Origin of the sequence: Bradyrhizobium sp. USDA 4538 (genome assembly GCF_024171045.1) — a bacterium.
GTDB classification, from domain to species: domain Bacteria; phylum Pseudomonadota; class Alphaproteobacteria; order Rhizobiales; family Xanthobacteraceae; genus Bradyrhizobium; species Bradyrhizobium australafricanum.
On record NZ_JALJZE010000001.1, the window covers coordinates 2,227,314 to 2,252,054 of the forward strand.

At 57.9% G+C, this 24,741-nt stretch carries 21 protein-coding genes and 1 tRNA gene; 9 read left to right on the plus strand and 13 right to left on the minus strand.

What is annotated here, in order from left to right; translation table 11 throughout:
• Positions 1-82 precede the first annotated feature (82 nt).
• A complete protein-coding gene (locus J2R78_RS09735) occupies positions 83-469 on the plus strand; it encodes a response regulator transcription factor (protein ID WP_069279831.1) in 387 nt (128 codons plus the stop codon).
• Between the two features lie 407 nt (positions 470-876).
• Positions 877-1,761, plus strand: coding sequence for an Effector protein NopP (locus J2R78_RS09740; RefSeq protein WP_253604038.1), 885 nt, complete (start codon positions 877-879; stop codon positions 1,759-1,761).
• A gap of 482 nt (positions 1,762-2,243) precedes the next feature.
• Here J2R78_RS09740 and glmS read toward each other — a convergent pair whose 3' ends face one another.
• Positions 2,244-4,070 (minus strand): glutamine--fructose-6-phosphate transaminase (isomerizing), encoded by a 1,827-nt coding sequence (gene glmS, locus J2R78_RS09745; RefSeq protein ID WP_253604040.1) that lies wholly within the window; start codon positions 4,068-4,070, stop codon positions 2,244-2,246.
• 1,368 nt (positions 4,071-5,438) lie between these two features.
• Between glmS and gmd the strand changes: the two genes are divergently transcribed.
• Both gmd and J2R78_RS09755 read left to right on the plus strand, forming a co-directional pair.
• Positions 5,439-6,524, plus strand: a complete 1,086-nt coding sequence (gmd, locus tag J2R78_RS09750; RefSeq protein WP_253604042.1) for a GDP-mannose 4,6-dehydratase — start codon at positions 5,439-5,441, stop codon at positions 6,522-6,524.
• Positions 6,505-7,461, plus strand: a complete 957-nt coding sequence (locus J2R78_RS09755) for a GDP-L-fucose synthase family protein (RefSeq protein WP_375167008.1) — start codon at positions 6,505-6,507, stop codon at positions 7,459-7,461. The genes gmd and J2R78_RS09755 overlap by 20 nt, the downstream gene beginning before the upstream one ends.
• 278 nt (positions 7,462-7,739) lie before the next feature.
• Here J2R78_RS09755 and J2R78_RS09760 read toward each other — a convergent pair whose 3' ends face one another.
• Both J2R78_RS09760 and J2R78_RS09765 read right to left on the minus strand, forming a co-directional pair.
• A complete protein-coding gene (locus J2R78_RS09760) occupies positions 7,740-8,879 on the minus strand; it encodes an MFS transporter (RefSeq protein WP_057018079.1) in 1,140 nt (379 codons plus the stop codon).
• Between the two features lie 1,004 nt (positions 8,880-9,883).
• Positions 9,884-10,774, minus strand: a complete 891-nt coding sequence (locus J2R78_RS09765) for a sulfite exporter TauE/SafE family protein (protein ID WP_057018041.1) — start codon at positions 10,772-10,774, stop codon at positions 9,884-9,886.
• A gap of 275 nt (positions 10,775-11,049) precedes the next feature.
• Between J2R78_RS09765 and J2R78_RS09770 the strand changes: the two genes are divergently transcribed.
• On the plus strand, positions 11,050-11,250 hold the full coding sequence (locus J2R78_RS09770) for a hypothetical protein (protein ID WP_253604044.1): 201 nt from the start codon (positions 11,050-11,052) through the stop codon (positions 11,248-11,250).
• Positions 11,251-11,472: 222 nt separating this feature from the next.
• Here J2R78_RS09770 and J2R78_RS09775 read toward each other — a convergent pair whose 3' ends face one another.
• Positions 11,473-14,565 (minus strand): efflux RND transporter permease subunit, encoded by a 3,093-nt coding sequence (locus J2R78_RS09775; protein ID WP_253604046.1) that lies wholly within the window; start codon positions 14,563-14,565, stop codon positions 11,473-11,475.
• An 829-nt stretch (positions 14,566-15,394) separates the two neighbouring features.
• Here J2R78_RS09775 and J2R78_RS09780 point away from each other — a divergent pair.
• Positions 15,395-15,470: transfer RNA gene (locus J2R78_RS09780), tRNA-Ile, on the plus strand.
• A gap of 292 nt (positions 15,471-15,762) precedes the next feature.
• Here the strand turns inward: J2R78_RS09780 and J2R78_RS09785 are convergent.
• The 4 genes from J2R78_RS09785 to J2R78_RS09800 form a co-directional block, all read right to left on the minus strand.
• Positions 15,763-16,593: a recombinase family protein gene (locus J2R78_RS09785; protein WP_253604049.1), complete on the minus strand. Its 831-nt coding sequence runs from the start codon at positions 16,591-16,593 to the stop codon at positions 15,763-15,765.
• An 83-nt stretch (positions 16,594-16,676) separates the two neighbouring features.
• Positions 16,677-17,006, minus strand: coding sequence for a recombinase family protein (locus tag J2R78_RS09790; protein WP_253604050.1), 330 nt, complete (start codon positions 17,004-17,006; stop codon positions 16,677-16,679).
• Between the two features lie 86 nt (positions 17,007-17,092).
• On the minus strand, positions 17,093-17,404 hold the full coding sequence (locus J2R78_RS09795; protein ID WP_253604052.1) for a hypothetical protein: 312 nt from the start codon (positions 17,402-17,404) through the stop codon (positions 17,093-17,095).
• 13 nt (positions 17,405-17,417) lie between these two features.
• Positions 17,418-17,900, minus strand: a complete 483-nt coding sequence (locus J2R78_RS09800) for a hypothetical protein (RefSeq protein WP_253604054.1) — start codon at positions 17,898-17,900, stop codon at positions 17,418-17,420.
• Positions 17,901-18,095: 195 nt separating this feature from the next.
• On the opposite strand from J2R78_RS09800, the gene J2R78_RS09805 reads away from it, so the two are divergent.
• Together J2R78_RS09805 and J2R78_RS09810 are read left to right on the plus strand one after the other, a co-directional pair.
• Complete coding sequence (locus J2R78_RS09805) at positions 18,096-18,338, plus strand: hypothetical protein (protein ID WP_253604056.1); 243 nt, start codon at positions 18,096-18,098, stop codon at positions 18,336-18,338.
• Positions 18,339-18,416: 78 nt separating this feature from the next.
• Positions 18,417-18,842, plus strand: coding sequence for a hypothetical protein (locus J2R78_RS09810; RefSeq protein ID WP_253604058.1), 426 nt, complete (start codon positions 18,417-18,419; stop codon positions 18,840-18,842).
• 205 nt (positions 18,843-19,047) lie between these two features.
• Here the strand turns inward: J2R78_RS09810 and J2R78_RS09815 are convergent, their stop codons facing one another.
• From J2R78_RS09815 to J2R78_RS09825, 3 genes are read right to left on the minus strand one after another with little or no spacing between them, the layout of a single operon-like run.
• A complete protein-coding gene (locus tag J2R78_RS09815) occupies positions 19,048-19,416 on the minus strand; it encodes a hypothetical protein (protein ID WP_253604060.1) in 369 nt (122 codons plus the stop codon).
• Positions 19,417-19,475: 59 nt separating this feature from the next.
• Positions 19,476-20,090 (minus strand): hypothetical protein, encoded by a 615-nt coding sequence (locus tag J2R78_RS09820; RefSeq protein ID WP_253604064.1) that lies wholly within the window; start codon positions 20,088-20,090, stop codon positions 19,476-19,478.
• Between the two features lie 11 nt (positions 20,091-20,101).
• Positions 20,102-20,461, minus strand: a complete 360-nt coding sequence (locus tag J2R78_RS09825) for a DUF2958 domain-containing protein (RefSeq protein WP_253604066.1) — start codon at positions 20,459-20,461, stop codon at positions 20,102-20,104.
• Positions 20,462-20,950: 489 nt separating this feature from the next.
• Here J2R78_RS09825 and J2R78_RS09830 point away from each other — a divergent pair, with 489 nt between their 5' ends.
• Positions 20,951-21,979 carry a protein NO VEIN domain-containing protein gene (locus J2R78_RS09830; protein WP_253604068.1) on the plus strand — a complete coding sequence of 343 codons (1,029 nt, stop codon included), beginning with the start codon at positions 20,951-20,953 and terminating at the stop codon, positions 21,977-21,979.
• A gap of 28 nt (positions 21,980-22,007) precedes the next feature.
• Here the strand turns inward: J2R78_RS09830 and J2R78_RS09835 are convergent, their stop codons facing one another.
• Positions 22,008-24,050 (minus strand): ATP-binding protein, encoded by a 2,043-nt coding sequence (locus J2R78_RS09835; protein WP_253604070.1) that lies wholly within the window; start codon positions 24,048-24,050, stop codon positions 22,008-22,010.
• A gap of 218 nt (positions 24,051-24,268) precedes the next feature.
• Entirely contained in the window at positions 24,269-24,724 is a 456-nt protein-coding gene (locus J2R78_RS09840; RefSeq protein ID WP_253604072.1) for a hypothetical protein, read from the minus strand.
• Between the last annotated feature and the right edge of the window lie 17 nt (positions 24,725-24,741).

Below are 24,741 nucleotides of genomic sequence, written 5' to 3' on the forward strand. Positions count from 1 at the left end.
AATTTAACCACTCAAGCCCACTTTTCGCTCAATGGTGGCTAGTGCCTCGGCAGCCGCTAGTCCCGCGCCAGGAGAGCTTGTCTTGTCCACGCCTTTGATTTCTGTCGTTGATGACGACGCATCGGTCCGTGCGGCGACAGAAAATCTTCTGAAATCGCGTGGCTACGTCGTTCAAACGTTTGCGTCGGCCGAGGAGTTCTTGAGGTCGCCGCGGTTGAACGAGACCTCCTGTGTAATTACCGATGTGCAGATGCCGGTTATGAGTGGGTTGGACCTGCTGGCGGAAATGCGGACCCGTGGCTATGGCGTGCCATTCATTTTTATTACAGCCTTCCCCAATGACCGCGTGCGCGCCTCAGCCCTGAGCGCGGGAGCGACCGGATTCTTGGCCAAGCCCTTCGCCGGACATACGCTGATCGAGCACCTCGATGCCGCACTGAGTGAGAATGGCGACGGCGCAGACGCTTGAAACAATCAGCCGACCGCCGACTTTTGTCCGGTCTGGGCGCCTCGCACGAGAGCCGATCTTTGGCCAGCCGAGCCCGCTCCCCTGTCGTTAGATTACCGTTTGGCGCGGGCTGGGGCTCTTATTAGTTTTGTACGAGTCCTGTCGGACTGCCACTCCCGAGCTCGCCTGAGTCAATTTTAAACCCACTGAATGGTGAGATTGTATCGCGACCTCGGACCAACTTTCCAAGGTCAGGCGAAACCACTGTGAACGGCCACGGCAAAGAGATCCGATCACGTAGGCACACGGTACAACTGCTCGAAAACTTGTAGTCAGCTTCTCGTCAGACAGTCTGACTATCAAGTCCCGCTCGGCCTTGGTGGCCCTGACACTCAAGACAACTTTCTTGGATGGGAGCGCGAACGCCCATGTACAATCGACTAGATGGCTCACCCAGCTTTCCATGGATGGGTAGTTCCGACTTTGATGGAATGACACAAATTGAAGCCGGCGGTACGCAGACAGATCAAGACCGACGCTTCGAGGACGTCTTTTCCAGTTTGCAGATAGCGCCACAAACAGCCTATGCCCGTTCAACTTCGGCAGCAGCGCGGCCGTACTCACTAGCTGCCAAACCACCTGTCGTGGAGATCTCAAGCACCTCATTTCAGGAACTGTTGGAAGATTTCTATGGGGATGAAGTCCAGCATATCGCGGCCAATCCCCAGCAATACTCGCGGTCGGTGGCATTGAAGGCCGAACGAGCTGCGGACGTCGCCTATAATCATGGCAGGAAGGTCGGTTCGGACGACGCACGACATTTCAGCTATCAATTAGGAAACAAAAGCGTTGGACTTCTCCGAACGGAAGGAGGAGCTACCGTCGATGATGTGTTCAAGGAGGAAACCGCACGCGCCCGTTGGCAGGAACAGTTTCCCGGACGATCGGACATAACATCGACAATAGACTTTCGGGTTACGCATCCCCTGGTCGACAATGCAGGCGATATCTTGCTGGAGTATCAACTTCGGCTTGATGGCGATGAGCCCTTGGTCCTTTCTCACCCTGTTAATCCGGAAGCAAAAGCCCGTGCGGCAGCGTTGGGTTTTGTTGAGATAGGTGACTCGCTGATGGTCCTTGATCCTACCCAGCATCCCGACAAGTGGGGTAAGAATAGCCAAGGAGAATGGCAGCGAGAGAACAAACCTCGATTTTACCTTTCCAAAGCGGCGGAGAGCGAAGGCAGAGGCACGGAACGTTCCGAGCGTGCAGGAAATACCTCGCCGGATTGGGAGGATGATGACTTTATGTAGGGGGACGTTTGGCGCTCCGCGAGGCACGATACGTCCCCGCGAGGCTATCTGCATTCTGTATCACTTTAGTTCGTCAGTTCGGCATGCGCGAGGATTGGAGGTAGGACGAGGCATTGGTGATCCATCAGGCATATCCGTATTTCGTTCGGGCTGGTTCGGGCCTGTGGAACTGATAGGTGCCCAGCTTGCAGCGTGAGCTGGGCTACCCGAAGCTAACGCACGCGGCATTGACGATGCGGAGAGGTACGAGGGCGCCCATGCGTCAATCACGAACGGAATCGGTCTAAGTTCACCTACTGAAGCGATCCGATCGCTTCCTTCCGATAGCGGTTAGGGTCAACCAGAGTGGCTTCCAGATCGCAGTCTCGATAAGTTCGGCGGGCGCGGCGAGCAGCGAGCAGTCGTCAATAGGAGTCACGACGACACGTTATTGCATCCCCGGAACTGCCCGCAGGACAGCATATCGACGCTGCCGCGGCCATCTATTCAACTGTGACCGATTTGGCAAGATTGCGCGGCTGATCCACGTCCGTCCCCATAACGACGGCGGTATGATAGGCTAACAATTGTACCGCGACGGCATAAACCATGGGCGTAAAGCTTGCAGCCATATCTGGTAAAACAATGGTCATGAGCGTATCCACCGTCGCTTCCGAGGCGCCCCTTGCATCGGTGATCAAGATGATGTTGCCGCCTCGAGCGGCGACTTCTTGCATGTTCGAGACGGTTTTCTCGAAGACCCCGTCGTAGGGCGCGATCACCACCACGGGCACTGTCTCATCGATCAACGCAATCGGTCCATGCTTGAGTTCGCCGGCGGCGTAGCCTTCTGAGTGGATATAGGAGATTTCTTTCAGCTTGAGCGCGCCCTCCAAGGCCAGGGGCGCCGATGTGCCTCGGCCGAGATAGAGCACGTCGCTCGACTTGGCAACATCACGCGCGAGTTTCTCGATCTGCGGCTCGACCAACAGCGCTGCAGCAATCAGCCGCGGCACTTCGATAAGTTCGCGTACAAGCCTCGATTCATCGATCTCGGATAGCTTACCGCACTCTTTGGCTGCTGCGACGGCAAGGGTCGCCATCACCGCCAGCTGGCAGACGAATGCCTTGGTGGAGGCCACGCCGATTTCTGGACCCGCTAGCGTCGGCAGCACGGATTCACTCTCGCGCGCGATGGTCGACGTCGGGACATTGACCACGGATATCGTGTGTAGGCCCTGGCTCTTGGCATAGCGCAACGCGGCCAGTGTGTCGGCCGTTTCCCCGGACTGCGAGATGACGATCGCGAGATCGCCCCGGCGCAAAGGCGCCTCCCTGTAGCGGAACTCGGACGCCACGTCGACTTCGACAGGCAGGCGGGCCAGCCGTTCAAACCAGTACTTGGCAATGTAGCCAGCATAGCTCGCCGTGCCGCACGCTGTAATTGAGATGCGCTGAATAGAATTGAAGTCGAACGGTAGTGTGAGCGGCAGGACTACGCGCTCGGCTGCCATATCGAGATAATGCGCCAATGTCTGTCCGACCATGGTCGGCTGCTCGTGGATTTCCTTTGCCATGAAGTGACGATAGTTCGCCTTGTCCACCAGGAGTGACGACGCGCCAGGCTTGGATGTTTCCCGATGGACGACAGTCCCGTCTGCGCCATAGATCACGCAGACCGCGCGGGTAAGCACGGCCCAGTCGCCGTCCTCAAGGTAAGTAATGGCATCGGTCAAGGGCGCGAGTGCGATCGCGTCCGATCCTAAATACACTTCGCCAGGACCATGCCCGATCGCAAGGGGCGATCCCTTGCGCGCACCGATCAAAAGATCCTCATGGCCTTTGAACAGAAATGCCAGAGCGAAAGCTCCGCGCAGCCGTGGCAGCGAGGCTTGTACCGCATCCTGCGGCGAGTAGCCATTCTTGAGGTAGGATTCGACGAGATGCGCCACCACCTCGGTATCCGTCTCTGAGCTAAAATGAGCTCCACTCCGCTCCAGTTCGGCTCGCAGCGCGTGGAAATTTTCAATGATACCGTTGTGAACGACCGCGACATTTTCCGTCGCATGCGGATGAGCATTACTCTCGGTCGGTTTTCCATGAGTTGCCCAGCGGGTGTGACCAATGCCGCTATGACCCGACGGCGGACAATGGCGTAGCCGTTCCTCAAGGTTTCTCAACTTACCTTTAGCGCGCCGGCGCTCGATACGGAGACCCTCGAGCGTCGCTAGGCCAGCGGAGTCATAGCCACGATATTCCAGTCGCTTCAGCGAAGCGACCAATTGCCCAGCGACCGGACCACGCGCCAAGATGCCGACTATTCCACACATATTGATCGATACAGCCCAGGTTCAAAGAGTCAGGCGTTCCCACAGAGGGCCCCATGGAATCTGCCTACCCGACGGTGATAGGTATCAAGCTCTCAATTTATTGCGGCTTCATGTATCGCCGCATTCGCAAGTGCGGGCTCGGTCTATTTCAACCATCATCGCTTTCTCCGGCCACGCTCTGCTTTTGGTTGTCTCCATCGAATACAAACAGCGATGACTGCGAATGGCGTGCCTCCTTAGAGGTGAGCCCGATATGCAGGCACGGTTGGTGGCTGAGTTCGGTATCCAATCCCGATACAAACAGACTCTTCGCTCGAAGGCGACGGCAACTGTCACCATCGCGTGGTATGCCCGCTGCGAGGATAGATCGCGCAAGCGCCTAGGCTTCATGGATTGAGGAACTTTGGCCAGATCGGCAGACCATTCATTCCAGAGTGAAGCGTCATGTCCTATTTGGCTCATCATCCTGATGAGCCACTCACGACTCTTCAGCTCAAATCCCAACAAAGCGAGCGGCGACGCGGCCGATCCGGTTAGCAGCCGACGCGGGAGTACGGTCCCGACGCCTCACTGAGGATCTCCTCGAGAACCTTGCACCGGCTGTGCTCCTTCGGGCTGCTAGAAGGATGCGGCCTCACCGTGCTTTCCACATGTCTGCTACTGGTGTATCACGCAGCCGCTCTCGCGTGGATCGTCTTTGTCGTTACTCGTCGGGATATGAGACTAGACGATTGCATCGAACTCTCTATTGTACGAACGTAAGCTATCGATATCGAAACGTTCGAAGAACTATACCAACGTTTGCCATTCTTTCTTATTCGGTCTTGCGTCGGTTTACACTTATTGAAAGAAGCGCTAGGCCGACGACCCTATTGACCAGATTGCGTGCTCTGTTCGGAAGTCAAAGGTACGGGAGCTTTGTAGAATACGATATCGAGGCCCAAGCTCATTGTGTGCTTGCATGGCGTAATTCCGGTAAGGGCGTCGGCAACTGCACCTCAGCAAACCACTCCGCCGGCTATGGCGAGACTACGCGAATATAACGTGCGCAAGATAGACGAGGAACTTGGACCATCGGCGTCATCTCGTTGGAAACATCGCCCGAGCAGTATCCGGCTGCGCGTGATGGCGTTTGTCGTCCGGCTTGTTCGGTCAGGATTGTGGACATTCAACTCAATGGTCCCGCTCTCCAGTCGAGTAAATCAACGTATATAGTGCGCATTTCTATATGATGTGTATGACTAAAGCTAATGATCGTTCTCCTCTAATTGCGGGTGGTGCGCGCTTGCGCATCTAGATATCACGAGAAAGCGCTCCGCAACGCGCGTTTCAAGGAGCGCTTTCTTTCCAGCGCAACTAAGAGAGACCATGGCGGCTCAGGACTCACAACGGCGCATTGCGCTGATCACCGGCATCACCGGGCAGGACGGCGCGTATCTCGCCGAATATCTGCTTGGTCTCGGCTACACCGTGCACGGGATCAAGCGCCGGTCGTCCTCGTTCAACACCGCGCGCGTCGACCATCTCTACCAGGACCCGCATGCCGGCAACGTGCCGTTCCTGATGCACTATGGCGACATGACCGATTCGACCAATCTGATCCGCCTGGTGCAGCAGATCCGGCCGACCGAGATCTATAACCTCGCCGCCCAGAGCCACGTCCAGGTCAGTTTCGAGAGCCCGGAATACACCGCCAACGCCGATGCGATCGGCGTGCTGCGGCTCTTGGAGGCGATTCGCATCCTCGGCATGGAAAAGGAAACGCGGTTCTACCAGGCCTCGACTTCGGAGCTTTACGGGCTCGTGCAGGAGGTGCCGCAGAAGGAAACCACGCCGTTCTATCCGCGCTCGCCCTATGGCGTCGCCAAGCTCTACGGCTACTGGATCACGGTGAACTACCGCGAGGCCTATGGCATGTTCGCCAGCAACGGTATCCTGTTCAACCATGAGAGCCCGATCCGCGGCGAGACCTTCGTGACGCGCAAGATCACCCGCGCCGTTGCCCGCATCGAGGTCGGCCTCGAGAACAAGCTCTATCTCGGCAATCTCGACGCCAAGCGCGACTGGGGCCACGCCCGCGACTATGTCGAGGGCATGCACAGGATCCTGCAGGTGGACGAGCCCGGCGACTTCGTGCTCGCGACCGGCGAAACGCGGTCGGTCCGCGAGTTCGTCGAGCTGGCGTTTGCCGAGGTCGGCCGCAGCATCGAATGGCGCGGCAAGGGCGTCGAGGAGGTCGGTGTCGACAAGGCGTCCGGCAACACCCTGGTGCAGATCGATCCGACCTATTTCCGCCCGACCGAGGTCGATCTTCTGATCGGCGACGCCAGCAAGGCGCGCGCCAAGCTCGGCTGGGCGCCGAAGACGCCGTTCGCGCAGCTGGTGAAGGAAATGGTCGCCAGCGATCTCGTCGAGGCCAGGCAGGATGCGGCCAATGGCAAGCACGGCGTTTGAGCTGAAGGACAAGACGGTCTTCGTTGCCGGCCATCGCGGCATGGTCGGCTCGGCGCTGATGCGCCGGCTGGCGCGCGAGGAGGCCGATCTCCTGACGGTGTCGCGCAGCGAGGTCGATCTGCGCGACCAAACCGCGGTCAACGCATGGTTTGCCGCGAAGCGGCCGCAGGCCGTGTTCCTCGCCGCCGCCAAGGTCGGCGGCATCGTCGCCAACAACACGCTGCGGGCCGAATTCCTCTACGACAATCTGGCGATCTCGAGCAACGTGATCCAGGCAGCGCACGCCAATGGCTGTGAGAAGCTGATGTTCTTCGGCTCGTCCTGCATCTATCCGCGCCTGGCGCCGCAGCCGCTGCGCGAGGATTCGATGCTGACCGGCCCGCTGGAGCCGACCAACGAGCCCTATGCCATCGCCAAGATCGCCGGCATCAAGATGGCCGAGGCCTATCGCAGCCAGTACGGCGCCGATTTCATCAGCGTGATGCCGACCAATCTCTACGGCCCCGGCGACAATTATCACCCGGAATACAGCCACGTCGTCGCCGCGCTGATCCGCCGCTTCCACGAGGCCAAGGTCTCCGGCGCCGGCAACGTCGCGGTGTGGGGCACCGGCACGCCGCGCCGCGAATTCCTCTATGTCGACGATCTCGCCGACGCCTGCATCCATCTGATGAAGACCTATTCCTCGTCCGAACTGGTCAATATCGGCACCGGCGAGGACATCACCATTGCCGAATTCGCACTCATGGTCGCGGCCGCCGTCGGTTTTCGTGGTGAGATCAGCTTCGACACGTCGCGCCCGGACGGCACGCCGCGCAAGCTGCTCGACGTCGGCCGACTGGCGCGGCTCGGCTGGCGCGCCACCACCTCGCTGGAGGACGGCATTCAGCTAGCGTACCGGGCGTATCTCGCCGACAGCAAATGGACGGTACCTTAGTGAACTGGTAGTCCCGACAGCGGGTGCAAGCAGACCCATCCGAGCATCAGCGGACATTGGATATTCCAGCCTGGCCCAACGGCATTCATCAACAACAGCGCTCAGTTGGATGTCCGATCACCCGAGTGACTCGCATATCCTAGTTACGGCTCAGCCAACCAACTTGCAGGAAAAGAAGAATGGCCGTGATCGAGGCGTACCGTTCTACTGCTAAAGTTTTAGACCTGATCGACGCTCAGCCTCTAACGCCGTCCCCCGTCTCTCTCGACTAACGAGCCTTAACGCCCCTCTGTCATCACCATCCGTGCCGACAACGTGACGACGCACATGAGCGCACCCAACATCGCGAACGCCAAAGGCAAGCCAGTCATGTGTGCGACGAGCCCGATGCCAGCGGGACCCACCAGTATACCCGCGTAGCCAGCTGTCGTGATGACCGCGATCGCAACGCCTACCGGCATCACCTTCTGTTTGCCGGCGCGTCGACACAGTACGGGTACAACATTTGAAATGCCCAATCCAATAAGCAGGAACCCCGCCATGGCAATCAGCGCTACCGGCGCGGCGACCACAGCCAAGAAACCTATCATGATCGGCAGAGTTCCGAGCATCAATGTGGCACGGTCGCCGATTCGCTCCACAACGGCATCTCCGCCGAGGCGCCCTGCGGTCATTGCGATGGCGAAAAGCATACATCCAAGACCTCCGTGCGCCTCCGTGAGAAGATCTTCCCCAACGAGAAGCAAAGCGCTCCAATCAAGCATTGCACCTTCGACAAGAAAAGTGATAGCCGCGAGCGCCGCTATTAGCAGCACACTGCGATGGGGCAAGACAAACAATGGCCCCTGCTGTCTCAAGCTCGTTGCAGTCAACCGCGGCCAGGCCGACACTATCGCGATCATCATAAACGTCGAACAGACCAACGTCGAAGAAAGTGAACTAAGCTGAAGCGAGAGAAACAGGGTCACGGCAGCAGAGCCGGTGAATTCTCCAATGCTGTAATGGGCATGGAAACCGGACATCAACGGACGGCCGGTGGCTCGCTCCAATTCGATCGCATAGATGTTCATGGCTACATCGATCGAACCGAGTGAAACGCCGAAAGCAAACAGCGTGGCACCCAGCGCAAGAGGTGTTCCAGCGATAGCCAACCACGGCAGGATAAGCGCGAGGCCGAGTCCACCCACGAGGATAATGGGCTTGCTGCCGTACCGCGCGTTCGACACGCTGGTCAGAAGCATAGCGAGAACGGATCCTGTTCCGAGACAGAGCAGCAGAAGACCAAGCGTGCGGTCGTCTACCGCGAGCCGCTCCTTGGCAAGCGGCACCAACGGCGCCCACGCCGCGAGGCCGAATCCGGCAACGAAAAACGCAAGCCGCGTCCCAAGCAGGCTGGCAGCCCAATTGGCAGATGGTATCACTGGCACTCCTGAGAGAACGGGCTCGTAAGCGCGGCGCCCCTCACCCTGCGTGCGTGGCCTGCAAGCGGCCGCAACTCGACGATGATGAACTCATGTTGACATTTTCATCTCTGCAAATGCGATGCCATCGCAAAAGCTCGGGCCACCTCAGAAGGTGCGAGCGTCAAATAGGAGTGATCGCCAAGCAACCCGGATGCGTGTTACGGCCTATCTTTCGCGGATGAGCAACCGCAACGAGGACGTCAGCCTTTGCCTTTTTCCGACAGTCAGAGGCGTAACAGCTCAATATCCCTTTGTCACAAAGCGTACAAAGTCGTCGGGCGCGCGTCCTTGTGTGTATTTCGAGGAGAAGGCTACGGCTGGCGCGAACACGGCCGCAAGTTCCGCGACAGCACTTGTCGACTCCACCAAGCATTGCCGCTGACGCTAGCATCTTTATGAACGCTCGAGCCAGTTCCGACCATGAAGAGGCGCGGATCACAAGGTTGGTGTTCGGATCGTTCAGCTAGCAGCTTAATGCCGACTTTGCATCGCTCCTTGTACGCTCCAGATCAGCAAAATCGGAGCGTTTCACGTACCTGCCCGAAGCTACCGGACAACCTGTGTAAAGTAGGAATGCGCCCGGCTGCTCTTTGGCAGGAGATTCGATGATCGCCGCACAATGAGCGGTGTTGATATCGATGACCGACGAGACGGCGACTCGATGTGCTTGTGTCTCGAGTGTTCCTTTTTCTCGATCAGCGCCCGCGGGCAAACGATCACAAGTATTTCGAATAGCGAGTCGGCACCATCTGCCTCCGACGCTTCAGAACTGAGATTTCAAATTCCCCCGCCTCGAAACACCGGATTGTCGTGGAACAATCAGCCAGTTGTCATGCCCTTATCCTTGGCGCCGACAGGGCCACATCGGCATCGCGCGCAGTCATCGATTGGCTTTGCTTTCGGGCCATTAGGATCCAGGTCGCGCGCGCGTTCGATACTGGGGCGCCCGCCGACATCGTTCAAGCGCTTATATCCGCGGCGCGCCGAGACCGTCGCTCTGACCAGGTCGGACCGTGCGTGGTAAAGAACGAATATAGCAGGCAAACATCGATCAGTATCGTCGCCGACATCACGCTATAAGCCCAGGAGCTCCGCACTAGATCGAGCTCGATCAGCACTCGTGACAGACCGAATCCGACGATCCAGGCATCAAAGCTCATGCAGATGCGTCGGAATATCTCAGGATCAAGCCGGCGCATGGCGTAGGATCCCAGCGGGATGCCGAGCACAACGCTGGGTATAAAGGCATAGAGCAGGCTGCCGCTTTCGGAGATGAACAGGCCTAGCTTGTAATAGACGAAGGCGGTCACGCTCGACTCAACCACGCGAACCAGAGCTAGACCGGCGCGAAATTCACTTCTGACCAGGCCCTGGTTGTTAAACAACATCGCCAAAGGCGGACCGGAGATGGTCGTCACTGAATAGAGGATGCCCAGCATCGAACCGAATGGTAGACCGATCAGCCAGCTAGCTTCGATAGGGCGGCGCCAACCTGCGGCTTGTAGCAGGATCAGGGGCAGTATGATCGTGTAGGTAGCGAATTTGATCCAGCCCGGCTGCAGCGAGGCCAACGCATAGCCGCCAAGCGCAATGCCCGGCAAAAGTCCAAGCAAGATGGGAAACACTCGTCTCCAAATTGCCGGCACGCCCTTCAGATTGATGAGGACGACGTATACGTTGACGAAGACCTCGATGATAACAATGGCGGGGTTGAGAACGCGATTGGTGTAGAAAACCAGCGCAAGAGGCACAGTGAGCGACGAAAACCCGTAGCCGATGGCTCCATTTACAAAGGACGCAAAGCACGTCGTTGCGGCCAGAAAAAACATAGCTGCATCAAACTCAGGCATTTCGATAACTTTCGCACTTCGGAGGGCGTCGGAGCATGTGTCAGGGAATCAGGCCTGAACATTGGCCATCAGGACTGAGGCAGATTCTGGCCTCCCGCTTGGCAGCTCACGCTGCCTCCATCGTGGCAGCGAACGTGGTCATGTGCATCGCTTCAACGTCTGCTCCATAATCGACTTCGGTTGAGAAGCCGTGCTGTACTTTCCCACTACCTGACTGTGATCACTCAGCCAATACGACGGCGACGAGGAGCAAGTAATTCTATTTCTAGCGGCATTTGGGTAATAGCAATGCCGCCCTTTCATCAAGCGAGCATGAATTCTCTCCGCCCCGCGGCGAGTACGAAATTGAGCGTTCTGCGGCCGTGAACGTCCAGCAATTCGCCGAGGCGGGCCAGCAACGGATCGCCGACGTGTTTTTTGCCGAGCATCTGATGCTCGCCAAGCTCGGCAGCACAGGCATGAAGATCTCGAAATGAAGCCGCCCCAGGCTCCTTCGCTCACCACACCGGCGTCATGAACGATCGCATTTCTTATTGGTTTAGTCTTTCCCGCTGGCGAACGATGGATCGAAACGGGCGCAGCAACCAGGGATCATCCTTCGGGCCCCTTCCCGAAATTCGGGCCCACCAAATCACCACGGCCGGCGGACAACGCGCCAATCTAGGCCAGCAATCTCGTCAACCCGGAGTGGTTTGACATCAATGCTTGGCGAGCTGGGCATTAACGGCTCCCGCGAGGCCACCCTTGTCGTAGCCCGAACTCGCGTCGGCACGGTGATCGGATGCGATCGCAACATAGACCGCCGGCAACACGAACAGCGTGAACAGCGTGCCGACAGACATACCGGCGACGATCACGAGCCCGATCGAGAAGCGGCTCGCGGCTCCGGCTCCCGTTGCGGTCAACAAGGGTATCAGGCCCGCGACCATCGCCGCCGTAGTCATCAAGATTGGACGAAGTCGGACGCGCGCCGCCATCTCTATCGCCGAGCGACGGTCAAGTCTCTGCCTGAGTTGCAGCTCATTTGCGAACTCAACCATCAGGATGCCGTGCTTGGAAATCAAACCAACAAGCGTCAGCAATCCGACCTGGGTGTAGATGTTTATCGTCGCCCAGCCAAAGAATAGCGGTATCAAGGCGCCGACGATTGCCATCGGCACACTGATCATAATGATGATGGGATCGCGCAGACTTTCGAACTGCGCCGCAAGCACCAAGAATATGACGATCAGTGCAAATGCGAACGTGATGGCCAGTTGGTTACCCTCGTGCACATATTGTCGGGCGTCCGCAAGGAAGTCGTGGCTGAAGCCTGCAGGTAGCTTCTGTGCCTCCCCCTCCAGGAAGTCCACGGCTTGACCGATCGTGACGCCAGGCATCGGCACGGCCTGAAAGGTCGCGCAGTTGAGCTGGTTGTAGTGGGTGAGCGCGTTCGGATCAGTCGCAGTCTCGATCGAGACGACGGTAGACAGCGGAAGCATCGAGCCCGTCGCAGTCTTCAAATAATAGTTCCCGATCGCTTCTGGGGCCAGGCGTTTCTCACGCGGCACCTGCGGAATCACCTCGTAGGAGCGACCCTGCAGATTGAAGCGATTGATATAGTTTCCGCCAAGTAGGATGGCGAGCGCGTTACCGACATTCTGCATGGTGATGCCAAGATCGTTGGCCTTGGATCGATCGACCTTGATTCGCACCACCGGCTGGTTGAACTCGAGATCAGAGTCGCTGATCATGAACAGGCCGCTCTTGCGCGCGGCGTCCTTCAGTTTCGACATCTGCTCGTAGACAGATTGGAAACCGAGCGTCGAATTGATCACCATCTGCACTGGCAGACCATCCGATCCGCCCGGAAGTGCCGGCAAGCTAAAAGCAAATGCGTTGATACCTTCGATTTTGGACAGCTCGGCTTGGAGCAGGGACTTAAGAACTATCGACGATCGCTTGCGCTCGTCCCATGGCTTGAGCAACATGCCGGCCATACCCGCCTGCGAACCGCCACTACCGTTGAGCACGAAGCTCAAATCGGTCTCGGAAAACTTCCGAATCGCCTTTTCGAGCTTGGCGCCGTAATAGTCGAGATAGTCAATATTGGCGTATTTCGGCGCCTTGGTTAGTGCGAATACAATCCCTTGGTCCTCCTCCGGCGCGAGTTCCTTGGACGTGTGCACGCCGAGAAAGCCGACGAGGCCCAGCATGGTCACGGCAAACAGCCCGGTAATTGGGCGATAGTCGAGCGAGCGGTCGAGCTTGCGGCCATACCAGCGTGTCATGGCGCCGAACACACGGTTCACAAATCTAGCAAACCGTCCCTCCTCAGCGCCCCTCAGGAAGACCGAGCACATCATGGGCGATAGCGTCAAAGCGATCACGCCCGACACGATCACCGCCCCCGCCAGTGTAAACGCGAACTCGCGGAACAGCGCACCGGTGAGGCCACTAAGAAAGCCGATGGGGGCGTATACGGCGGCCAACGTAATCGTCATGGAGACAACGGGGCCAACGATCTCGCGCGCGCCTCTCGCAGCAGCCTGCGGGGGCGGCGCACCTTCTTCTAGATGGCGATGAATGTTCTCTACCACGACGATCGCGTCGTCGACCACGAGACCGATCGCGAGCACCATCGCAAGGAGGGTAAGCAGATTGAACGAAAACCCGAGCGCCAGCATCATGCTGCAGACACCGACGAGCGACAACGGAATAGTGACGACAGGAATGATGACCGACCGCAGCGAGGCCAGGAAAAGGAAGATCACCACCACTACTATCACGACCGCCTCAATGAGCGTCTTCTCGACTTCATCGATCGACGATTGAATGAATTTGGTGGAGTCGTAGGCCACTTTCATCTTCAGTGATGGCGGCAGGTTACGCTCCATTTCCGGAAACATCGCCCGAACGCCTCGCGCTATGTTTAGCGGATTGCCTTGCGGGCTCGCCCGCACGCCGATGAAGACCGCGTGCTCGCCGTTCATGGAGACGCTGACGTCTGCGGTCTGCGCGGCAAGCTCGATTGTCGCAATATCCTCCATGCGCACGAAGCCGCGGTCTTGAGCTTTGACAATCATGCGCTTGAAGTCATCGACACTCCGCAGGTCGGTGTTTGTCGTGACATCGGAGACAGTGAAATAGCCCTTGGTCTGGCCGGCCGCGGTCTGGAAGTTGTTGGCGGCGATTGCAGCCGAAACATCAGCAGGCGACACGCCGTGCCCCGCCATTTTCGCAGCATCGAGCCATAGCCGCATCGCAAAACTTTGACCGCCCAGGATGTCTGCCGCCGCGACGCCGTCTACCGTAGACACAACCGGTTGCACGACGCGCGAGAGATAATCGGAGATCGCGCTGGCCGTCAGTTCCTCGCTGGAGAAGGCGATGTACATGACAGCGGTTGCCTGACCGGTTGATTTAGTGACAACCGGATCGTTTGATTCCTTTGGGATCAAATATTTGACTGAGTTGACCTTAGACAGCACCTCGGTGAGTGCCTCATTGGGATCAAAATTGAGCTTGATGTAGGCTAGGATCGTTGAGGTACCGAGCACCGACGAGGAAGTGACGTAGTCGACGCCCTCTGCCGAAGCGACGGCCTGCTCCAGGGGAGTGGTGATGAACCCCTGGATCATGTCGGCGGATGCGCCAGGATAGGATGTCGTGATATTGACGACTGTATTGGATAGCTTGGGATACTGGCGGATCGGTAAAACGGCGGCAGCGCGAAGGCCGATCAGCAAGATCAGGAGGCTGACGACGATAGACAACACCGGACGTTTGATGAAAAGCTCGGTAAATGCCATCTCGACTCGCATTCAAAGAGGGTGGCGCAAATTCGTGGCCAAGTCGCGCTAGGCCACCGTCATCGAAGGCGACTGCGGCGAAGCCACTACTATGATGGAAGCGGAAACGGGTGCTCTAAAGACTCACATGCTTCCCAAGCAGAGAGCTCAATCCTCCGCTTCTTGCATCCTGGTTGCCTGGATTAACTCGGCCCCGCCGTTCGGATCGCGGATCGCGATCTCGAACAAGAGAGCACCTTCGCAAGATTAAGACCCATGTCCTTTTGCGGACAATCACCTGAGGTCCACCTCAAGATGTGGAGGAGCGCTCACGTGTTTCCATTTACTCTTGTCCTTAGGTCTGAATGGGACTCAACTACTTCCGACAGCGACTCAAGTCAGCTTAAAGGCTTCGCCCGTTCAATCGAATGCCTAGCTTCAACATCGAAACTAGAAACAACGTGACGGATGCACAACTCTACAAAGGTAAGCGAGTGATATCGAATGGGCTGCAAACCCTATACCAAGGTTTGTCAAAACGAACTCTGGTCGCTACCGCGCGAGACTTGTGGCGTTGCCAGACAGAAAGTTCGCGGTCCGTTTTAGCTGACTGAAGTGAGTCGGTGACTTTGCCGCAGAATGAGCGGCCTGCTAATTCTACGCACGTCGCGCGCTTACAGGACGACGCGTGATAACTGCGCCAAAGCAGGCTTGAAGGTCGAATTCAAGCTTCAGAGAACGGAAAGGAACACCTGGGGAAAAGTCCGAAGCGCGGGCGCGGAAGCGTGGCTCAACCTTGCCGGAGCGCCAGACAAATTGTAAACGATGCCGCGCCGCCACCTCAGCAGCGGGGCCTGTAGCTCAATGGTTAGAGCCGTCCGCTCATAACGGTCTGGTTGCAGGTTCGAGTCCTGCCAGGCCCACCAATTTGAACGCTCGGCCGGAATCCGCATCCCACCTCCATTTGGATCGAATGGCGGCGCGTCAAATTTCGCAATGAGATCGAAGGGTTGCCGGAAAGTGGCCGACAACTGTCCTTCCTTCCAAGTGCAGTTCGATAGTGCAAATTTCAGCAACCACCGTTTCTCAATCGCGCTGCGTTTGTCGAAAATCTCAAGCGCTCGCTGGGCTAGGTCGAGCAAACGAATGCCGTCCTCCAAGTAGGATTGATCCGCCGCCTGATGGAAGGATAGCTCGCGCAGCAACGTGGCCTGCTCTTCACGCCACTCGGCCGACGTACGGTCGAAGAAGTCGCCGTCGATGCGTCCGTCCAGCTTGTCCAAATACATCGCATGAAGGCGCTTCTGGATACGATCGTATTCGCCCTGGAGCCGGAGCCACTGCCGCGTCGTGCTCCTTCCTTTCATCGTCATGGCTATCCCGGAGCGCCTCTTTTAGCCAAAGCAGTTCATCCTCCCCAAACTTGAGCTTTTCGAGGATCGCGCGAAATTTCGCCTCCAGCACCTCCTCGCGGACATAACGCTCGCCGCAATCGCCCTTGAAGCCTGTGCAGTGGTAGTAGACGTATTTTCCCTTCTTCAGTTCACCAACGATGGCACAGCCACAATGCCCACATTTGAGAACGCCAGAAAACGCGAACTCGCGCTTCGTGCCTCTCACTTTGGCCTCACTTCGGCCGTCAAGCATTTCCTGCACCCGGACCCATAGCTCACGTGTTACCAAAGGCGCATGCTTGCCAGCGTAGACACGTTCCTTCCACACGAAGTCGCCGCTGTAGATGCGATTTCGAAGGATGTGATGTATCCGGCTCTTGCCGACCGTCGAGCCTGTCAAGCGGTTTACTAAGCCTGCCGTGCGGGCGCGCTCAGTCAAATTCTCAATGGACACGTTACCGCCCGCATACCAGCCGAAGATTTGCGCTACAATCGGCCCAAGTTTGGGATCGATTTCGATTGTCTTTCTTCCGTCAGAACCGACCACGTTCCGATAGCCGAGAGGCGCCGACGACGGCCAAATGCCCTGCTCGGCCTTTTCCTGCATGCCCTTGCGGGCCTCTTCCGAAAGGTTGTCGACGTAGTTCTTGGCCATCAGCACTTTGATGCCATGGACAAACTTCTCCGACGAGCGCGAGTCGTCAGAGAGGACAATGCCTTCCTTTACGAGGTGAATTTCTATGTCGAGATCATCCAGCGTGACCAGTCCCGAAGATTGCGGTACAGCCGATCAGTCTTTTCAACAACCACGGCTCGAACATCGGGATGCTTTTTCAGATAGGCAACCATCTCAAGGAAATTCGTACGGCCAGCCATCTTGGCTGTCTTGACGTCAACAAACTCCTTAACGATCGCGATCTGACTTGTTGCAGCATATGTCTTGAGCAATTTCTGTTGCGCTGGAATCGAGAAGCCTTCTTTGTCCTGCTCCTTTGTCGACACGCGCGCATATGCGACGGCCTTAGTGACCGCGCCCGTTACTATCTTGTGAGCCTTTTTGTCGCGCATGACCTTGCTCGCAAATCCGATTTATTGATTCTGCCTGTGAGCAGACTCGCGCGCAATTGAAATTTCGTTTTGGCCTAACGAAGTGATCAGTCTTCAGTGCGGCGGTCATCGTCGCTTAAATTGCTCACAGCGCCTGCCTGCCGCTGAGCCTCCGCGCGACGATCCTCTTCGTCCCACGCATAAAGCACTTTGAAGAAGCCGGTCATGTTTTCAATGATCTGCCGAGCATCTTCGCGGGTCAGATCGCGACCGTATTTCGGTCCCCAGAACGCGATGGTTTGATCCAGGAATTCGGGCGATGATGTCGTCGCAAAATAGGAAGTGCCGCTATTGCGCCCGTCCTCGGACCCGCCCTTAGGGGTCCGAGGCTTCCTTCCTCTCGTGCGACGTGCGCCCACGGAACCGCCGATCCTAGAGATTCTTGCTGGGCGTTTTGGTGCGGCGCTTCGCCTTCGGGCGGCGGACGCGTGCAGGCTCGGCCTCCTGTGAGAAATCCTGCGAAGCTTCTTCACCGCGAACAACGGCTGCGAGCAACTCTTCGGGAGGCGTCAGCATCAGCTTGCTCTGGATATTCCCTTCATTGTCTGTCCAGGCGAGCCGGCTCGTATAAGGCTTCGTCGGCGTGAAATTCTCCACCGGCACGAATGTTTCGACGCGGAAGCTGATTGTAGGATTCGTCGCCGAACGGTCACCAACGAGGAAGCGGAAGCCGTGATCGGCGGCCAGTTGCTCGGGCGTCTCCTCTGAGAGAACGCTGTTGCGGTCCAGAAGAACGACACGGGCCTTGAACTCGCGCTCCGACCGCAGGGGATTGGTCGGTGGGACAAACGGCTCGAACAGTGCGATCTGTTCGATCGGGATTAGGTGTTTGGCGATACGGATGACATTCTGCATGATGTGCTCCTTCTGTCGTTGAACCGACGAGCACACCGCATCGCGGTCTCTGACCGCAACGTTACGCTTGCTTGAAAGAAATTTTTTCCAACAAAGCGAGCGCGCTCGTGTCAACGCACATCGCCGAGCATCGTGTTTTTGTGTAAGCTAGAAACGCGATACCGAAGTTTTCGCTTACACGTGTGCGAGACACCGATGGTGGGACGATCGAAACGCAAGCTCTCTGAAGAGACAGACGGCGCGATAGGTTGGACGGCGGATAGTGATCAGAGCGAGGCCGCCTACGTGCTCTTCAGCGAGCTCGTCGCGACCCGTGACCGTTTGGCGGGTTTGCCGCCGCCGACCCCGCAGGACCTCGAACGGGTCGAACAGGCGATGCACGAAGTCATTTGGTACTTCATCACTCCGCCGCCAGGTGAAAGAACCGAGTTGCCTTAGCCCGAGGAGACAAAGGCCGTCCTGCTCCGATGCACCCGCGATCGGACCCTGGACCTCTACGTCGCCACCGCGGCGCTGTTGGCGCAGAAGCTCGCAGCATCGGACCGCGAGCCGTCCAGCCTGCGGGGGGAACTGGCGGCATTGCGCGACGGCCTGGACGCACTGACCTTCGATCACCGGGCAACCAAAACGAGCCTGCTGGCGATCCTGCGGGACCTGCGAAAAGACCTCGATGAACTTATCGCCTATGTCGCGGCGACACCGCCGAGCGGGTACCGGTTTGCGGTGTCGCCGGAGAAGTACAGGGCCCGAAAAAACCGATCAGAGACGCCTGACCAGTTCTTCGCACGGGTCTATGCGGCCCATGTTCCAAGGGGGCTGACCCAGGCTGATATCCGAAAAGCGGACCCGGCGTTTTACAACGTGCTCCACGTCTGGTGCTCGCGGCATGAGAAGAAATTGTCGGGTCTTGTCCCCGGGACGCGGGCGCGACGTGGCTCGTAGAGCGACTGATTTTTCTCACTTTTTTGGCCAACCCATAAGTGCGCCTTCACGAGACCAACCCGTTCCCCAACCTCTCCGCCAGTCCCCGTTTGCCGCCGTCCATCCCGTTCCGATTTACCGATCTTCCCATTTCCGACCCGCCGATTTTCCGACCCGCCACGCTGCGGCAAGCGCCGGTTCGACGCCTGCCGCCTGCGGGTTCGGATCAGTCTCCGTCCTTCTCGGGTATCGTATCCACCGGCTCGCTGCCGAAGTTCATCCATGGCTGGACGGCCATGAAGAGAGGCATGACCTGGGTGCGGCTGCCCTGCCGGTGCGTGGCGGCGATGACGGCGGCGGGCTGGCCGTTCATGAAGCAGGAGATCAGGGCGAAAGGCTCGCCGGTCTCGCTGGCGCGGGTCAGGGCATTGAACGAGACCTCCATCCACGGATCGATATGGCTGACCTCGTCCGGCGCTGCGCCGTCGTGCCCCCGGGCGATCTGCGCGGGCATTCCGGGCGGCCCACGGTGCGGTTCGGTCAACTCGCGGTAACGCTCGCGTAACCTGCTGTCGGTGGCCGTTCCCGCTCTCATGACGCGCCTCCGGCAAGGTGTTTGTGAACGGCCCGGAAGAGACGATCAAGCGGGGTCGCCTATCGCCGGTGAGCGTGACTTGGCCGATCGATTACCATCACTTCGTAAACCGGAGGCATGCCCTTGAACGCGAGATAGGCGGAGGGTAGCGGATGCCTGCCGCCTGCCTCTCGCAGCAAGGCAATCGCTTCCTTCGGCGATGGCGCTTCCACTTCGCCGACCTTGATGCCATCAGTCGAGAAGTAGAGCACAAGGAAGCTTCGCGGTGTCGCGGGCGGGTCTTCTTCCTTCGCATAGGCGCCCGCTGGCTGCTCGCTGCCATCGGGCGACTTCACCACGTTGACGGCTTCGCCAAGTCCTCGAACGGCCTCGGCGAGGTCGCCGCGCTCCCAGCAATCGAGAACGATTTGCGCGGCTGATAGCAGCGTGCCCGCATGAAGGCGGAGCCGCAGGTCTTCATCCTGCCATGCTGCCACCTCGGCCCCATCTTCGTCCTCGATGACGACCTCGTTGACGGGATGAGCCTCGCTATAGGGTTCGAATGGAAGCGAGTCGATATCATCGCCTTCGGCGATCTCGCGTGCTTTGGCGAGCGCCTGTTCGGGCGTCTCGGCGTCCACGTCGATGCTCGCGATTTCGGCGTCGGTACTGATACGTGCGGAGAATGTTTTCATGGCATCCTCCCTCAAACCGTGATGCGCTGATGAAGACGGGCGTCCTCGGCGTATGCGACAAGCGACCTGTCCGCCTCGAAGTGGATGTCGCGTTCAATGCGGAGGCCTCCGGGGCCGGTAACTTCTTCGATCTCGCGTAGGCTGACATTGCCGAGCTTGGGAAAGCCCATGCCAAGGTCGCAAAGACCGAAGGCGATATCTTCATCTTCCGGATCGAGTTCGGTGAGAAGCCATGTAGCGGCTCCCCATGGGCTGAACAGTTTGACGACGGGGTTGAAGTCTTGCTCGGCGAGGCCACTGTCGCGGAGGATGGCGTTGGCCTTTCCATTCGCGAGCAATTCGGCCCGCTGGTGATCGAGTAACAGTTTCATTTTTGTTTCCTTTCTTGGTCGTTGGTTTTCAGGCGCTGGGCGCAAGCCCGAGCTTGAAAACCAATGGCGGCATTCTTTTCGGGGCAGCGCGTTCAAGGGTTCGGAAGTCGCTCGCGACGTTTTTGGGGGCACCAGCGCGGCGAACGCCGATGCGCTTGCGCGTCGCCGTTGCGCCTGCGATGCGGGGAGCCAAAACCCTTCTGGCCCGGCCCTTGAACGCGATGGAGGGGTGTCCCCTAACGCGCGCGTCTGCGCGCATGATCCTTGGGCACGGCGATCGTTACTCGAAGGGCCGAGACGCCAAGGGCGGCTCGGTGAGCGAAGCGAATAGAGCCCGTTTCCGGCGAAGCCGGATGCCCCCTCAATTCAATGCTGTAAAGCTCTTTCCGATGCCTGTGAGGGATGGCAGATTAGCCGGATACTGCTTGTCGCTAAATTTCGCGGATGGGCGCGTTTGCGACTGACCTCATAATTTGACAGGTTTCAATCATGCCAATTCTCGTGTGCCACATCGGATGGATGGCTGCTTGCGAGGGGAAAGTCGGCCAGCCCGACGACATCGTCGGTGGTGGCGCGTGGGTCAGGAAGCACAGGGACGGCGGCGAGACGTGCAATTTCCTGGAATGCGAGGATGGCTATGTGTATGGCCACGTCGAAACGGTGAAGGGAAAGAGAGATCGGCCCATATCCATAGAGTTGCTGGGAGCCAAGCAGGATGCAGGGGGCGACCATGTCGACGTGGTCTGGACCGCGACCGATCCCAAGCGCAAGGGACGTTGGGTCGTGGGTTGGTACCGCGACGCCCGGGTTTATCGTGAACGGGAATACTTCAAGAAATCGCCGTCCGCGGAACACCGCTTGGAAAAACACAAGGAAAACTACCGCGTGCGGACGAGGGCTGAGAACGCGGTACTCATACCGCCTAAACAGCGCGACATTCAGTTGGGACGCGGCAAGGGCTGGATCGGCCAAGCGAACTGGTGGTTTCCGGAGAAGCAATCGAACGGAGCCATCAGGCGCTTCGTGGAAACAATGCGCAAGCAGCTCGATGCGAGGCCCGATCTCAACCCGGGCGGCAAGGGTGGCCCCGGCGGGAAGTGGGGCGGAAAATCCGATCCGCTTCGCAACGCGCAAGTGGAGGCAGCGGCGATACTGAAAGTGCGGGAGCACTTCGCCGGATACAAGATCGAGAGCGTCGAGAAAGACAACCTCGGTTGGGATTTGGAGGCGCGTCCCAAAGGCGCAACGACGCCGTTGCGGCTGGAAGTCAAAGGGCTGTTTGGCCAAGAGCTAAAAGTCGGATTAACCCCGCGCGAATACCGCGCGTTTCAGAAACACATCGACGGTTCGATGCCGGGGTATCGTCTTTGCGTAGTGACGGGGGCTCTATCCAGCAAGCCGAAGCTCGTCGTTTTCCGCTATGATCCGGGCGAGCAGCGTTGGGTAGATGACTGCTTACGGCGCAAGATCGCCCCTAAAATCGATCCAGTGCAGGCGGCGATCGTGAGCTTGGTCTAGCGCCGCGGCTTAGTTTCAGCGCCGCCACTCAGGGCTTGTTCTTTTTGGAGGCGCGTTTCTTAGCTTTGGCGTTTGCCTTTCCAGGATTCGCAACGGGCGCCGGCTTGTCGACCACATCGGTTTTCAGAACGGATGCCTTGAGGCGAGCGATGCGCTCCTCGATTTCCTCGGCCGATACTTCGATCCGCAATTTGTCTTGAACGAACTTCAGTCGCGCCTCGCAATCGCGAATGAGTTCGGCCCAGGATTTTATCCAGACCTTGTGGTTGGGCTTGTCGATGAACAAACCTCTTGGCCGATTTTCCTGCGTGATGCGCTGCCTGACAACGTCATCGTATTCACTGGTCACGAGATAGAAGTTCCACTGTGTCGATGTGTTGATGAAATCGGGCTGCGCAAGGATTGCGTTTACGTAATCCTCGACCTGGTCCATCTCCTTTCGACCGATCTTGATCGACGGCTTCTTGAGCTCGATCAGCAGAAACTCTCGATGATCCGGATTCTCGTTTGGGACGACCCGCCCCATGAAGGAATCGATGCGCCCGATCTTGCCGTCCGGCTTGCGCACGGGGGAGCCTTTGACCCGTTTGGTCGCGATTTCTTCGGAGACGCGGTCCATGATTTGCGTAAGGCCGGCCTCAGCCATCGTGAGGTGGAAGCCCTCACCGAACATCCACGTGTTGTCGCGCATCAGTACGTCCAGCTCGCCTCGCTCCTTGATGGTGCGACGATGCTTCGGCTCAAAAACAATCTGGCTCAGAACCTTAAGCGCGACGATGCGGTTTGCGACGAGGCTGGACGCTCCAATGATGTGACCGAGTTCAGTCTTGTCCAGAAGTTGCGAGAATTCATCCTGACGCACCTTGGGAAGATTGAAAACCGCCTTGAGGATTCGCGTCACGGACTCAGGATTGTTGCTCAAAGCTTCTTTCAGGAGCCCGAGCGCGATTTTCTTTAGGGAGTTGTCCGCCTTCTTGAAGTCCTTGGAATACGAAACGGCCGCATGGGTGGCGATATCGAATACCTGCCTCTCCCGGCGTTCGATCTCGTCGCGCGGATCGCCTTCGTATGGATAGACGCCGGCGTTCTTCAAATCCTGTATCAGCTCGCCCGATTTTTCTGCCTGGCGCTGGCGGAAATAGTCGCCGAGTTGATCGCGGATGTACTCAAGGACACGGGCAAAGTCCGGATCGGTCAGACCGTCGAATTCGAGCAGGTTCGCCTTGGCAATTTCGTTGAAGAAAGGTGAGTAAGCGTATGCCGAAAATTCAAAGCCTGGTGCCGTCACATTCGCAGCCAGAGATCCCAACACAACGCCGCTTTCCCCGCCAAAATAGATTTTTCGTCCGGTGATGCGTGGCTTCCATTCGATCACACGCAACGTCAAATCGCGCACAACGCGACCGGGGCAGACGACAGGTTGTGTCTGGAATTGATGGGAATGCTCGATTGTACGCTTCGGATCGACGGAACGGCCATCGTAGGAGATGGTGGCCTTGGGATACTGAAGAATATAGGGCGCGAAGATGGAATCGAATTCGGACCGTGCCTCGTCGCTTGTCAGCCAGTCAAACGTATCCTTGAGAGGCGCGAGTTCTACGGTGGTCCCGCTGGGCGTTTTTACAGGCACTTCCTCAGGTTCGGATACCGAGCTCGAGGAAAGCCGATCGGCGTCGATCTCGATTTTGAGCCGGTATCGTTTGCCCTTTTCCTCGTAAACGGAATTCCACACAGCGCGGCGCGCGAGGGAGTAGAACCGAAGGCGGCCTTGCCCCTCCTTGCCATGGATCGCGCGGCCAAGAACCGGGGTTCGCGGTGCGTGAAGCTTCCAGGAGTCGCCGAGACTCTCAAAATCGTGTTCGGCGCGCGCTTTGGTAATCCCTGTTCCGTTGTCGCGGATGACGATGCTTTCGAGGCCACCGAGTGCATTCCGAACCAAATCGACACTTGTAATTGCAGCATCGGCATCAAGCGCGTTCCAGACAAATTCGGAGATGGCCTTGATGAAGTCGCGCGTGCTCGCAACCTTTTCAAGGTGATCGTTTTTCGCTTTAAGAGTGAGAACTACCATGCTGCTGCTTCGGCCAAGCTTGCGGGTATCGACAGTGACACCCCTGACGACCGAGACGCCAGAGCTTAAGTGAGCGACTGAAGAGCCGTCCACGGCGACGTAGCATGGTGGTCATTGTTCGCCATCTGTTCTATCTCAACGCGCGCGGCAATACAAGAAAAGCGAATGCAAGCAGAAACTAGCACGTTAGAGGAGGCATGGCCGGATGGGTGCGGTCTCTAGAAGATCCGCACGCCTCGCTTGGCGTCTACATCGAACTCCCATATTTCGACGCCGGGCCCGATAAGATGCGCCTGATTCTTTATGTAGTGCGAGGCTAGCGTTACGCCCGACCGAGGATGCGTGTGCTTCAAGAGGAAGAGAATTTTTCGATATTCGGGCGGCGCGACGCTAAAGACGAGCATCGCTTCGTTCATGCCGCGGATTTTCGCGCTGGGCGAATTCCCGCCTTCGGTCCAGATATTGGATTTGCATTCTACGAGGATGGGTGGCTCGTCACTCCCAAGATCGAACACCTTGGTCTTCTTGACCTTGAACCCGACGGGCGCGGTGAATCCGCGCCTGAGCTTGATACCCGCGCTCTCGAAAAAGAGATGAGCGGCTTCCTCGAATTGCCGTCCTGCTTCGGTATTGCTGGTTGCGCCAACACGCTGAAAGTTATTCGGCGTGACCATGGCTCTTCGGCTTCAAG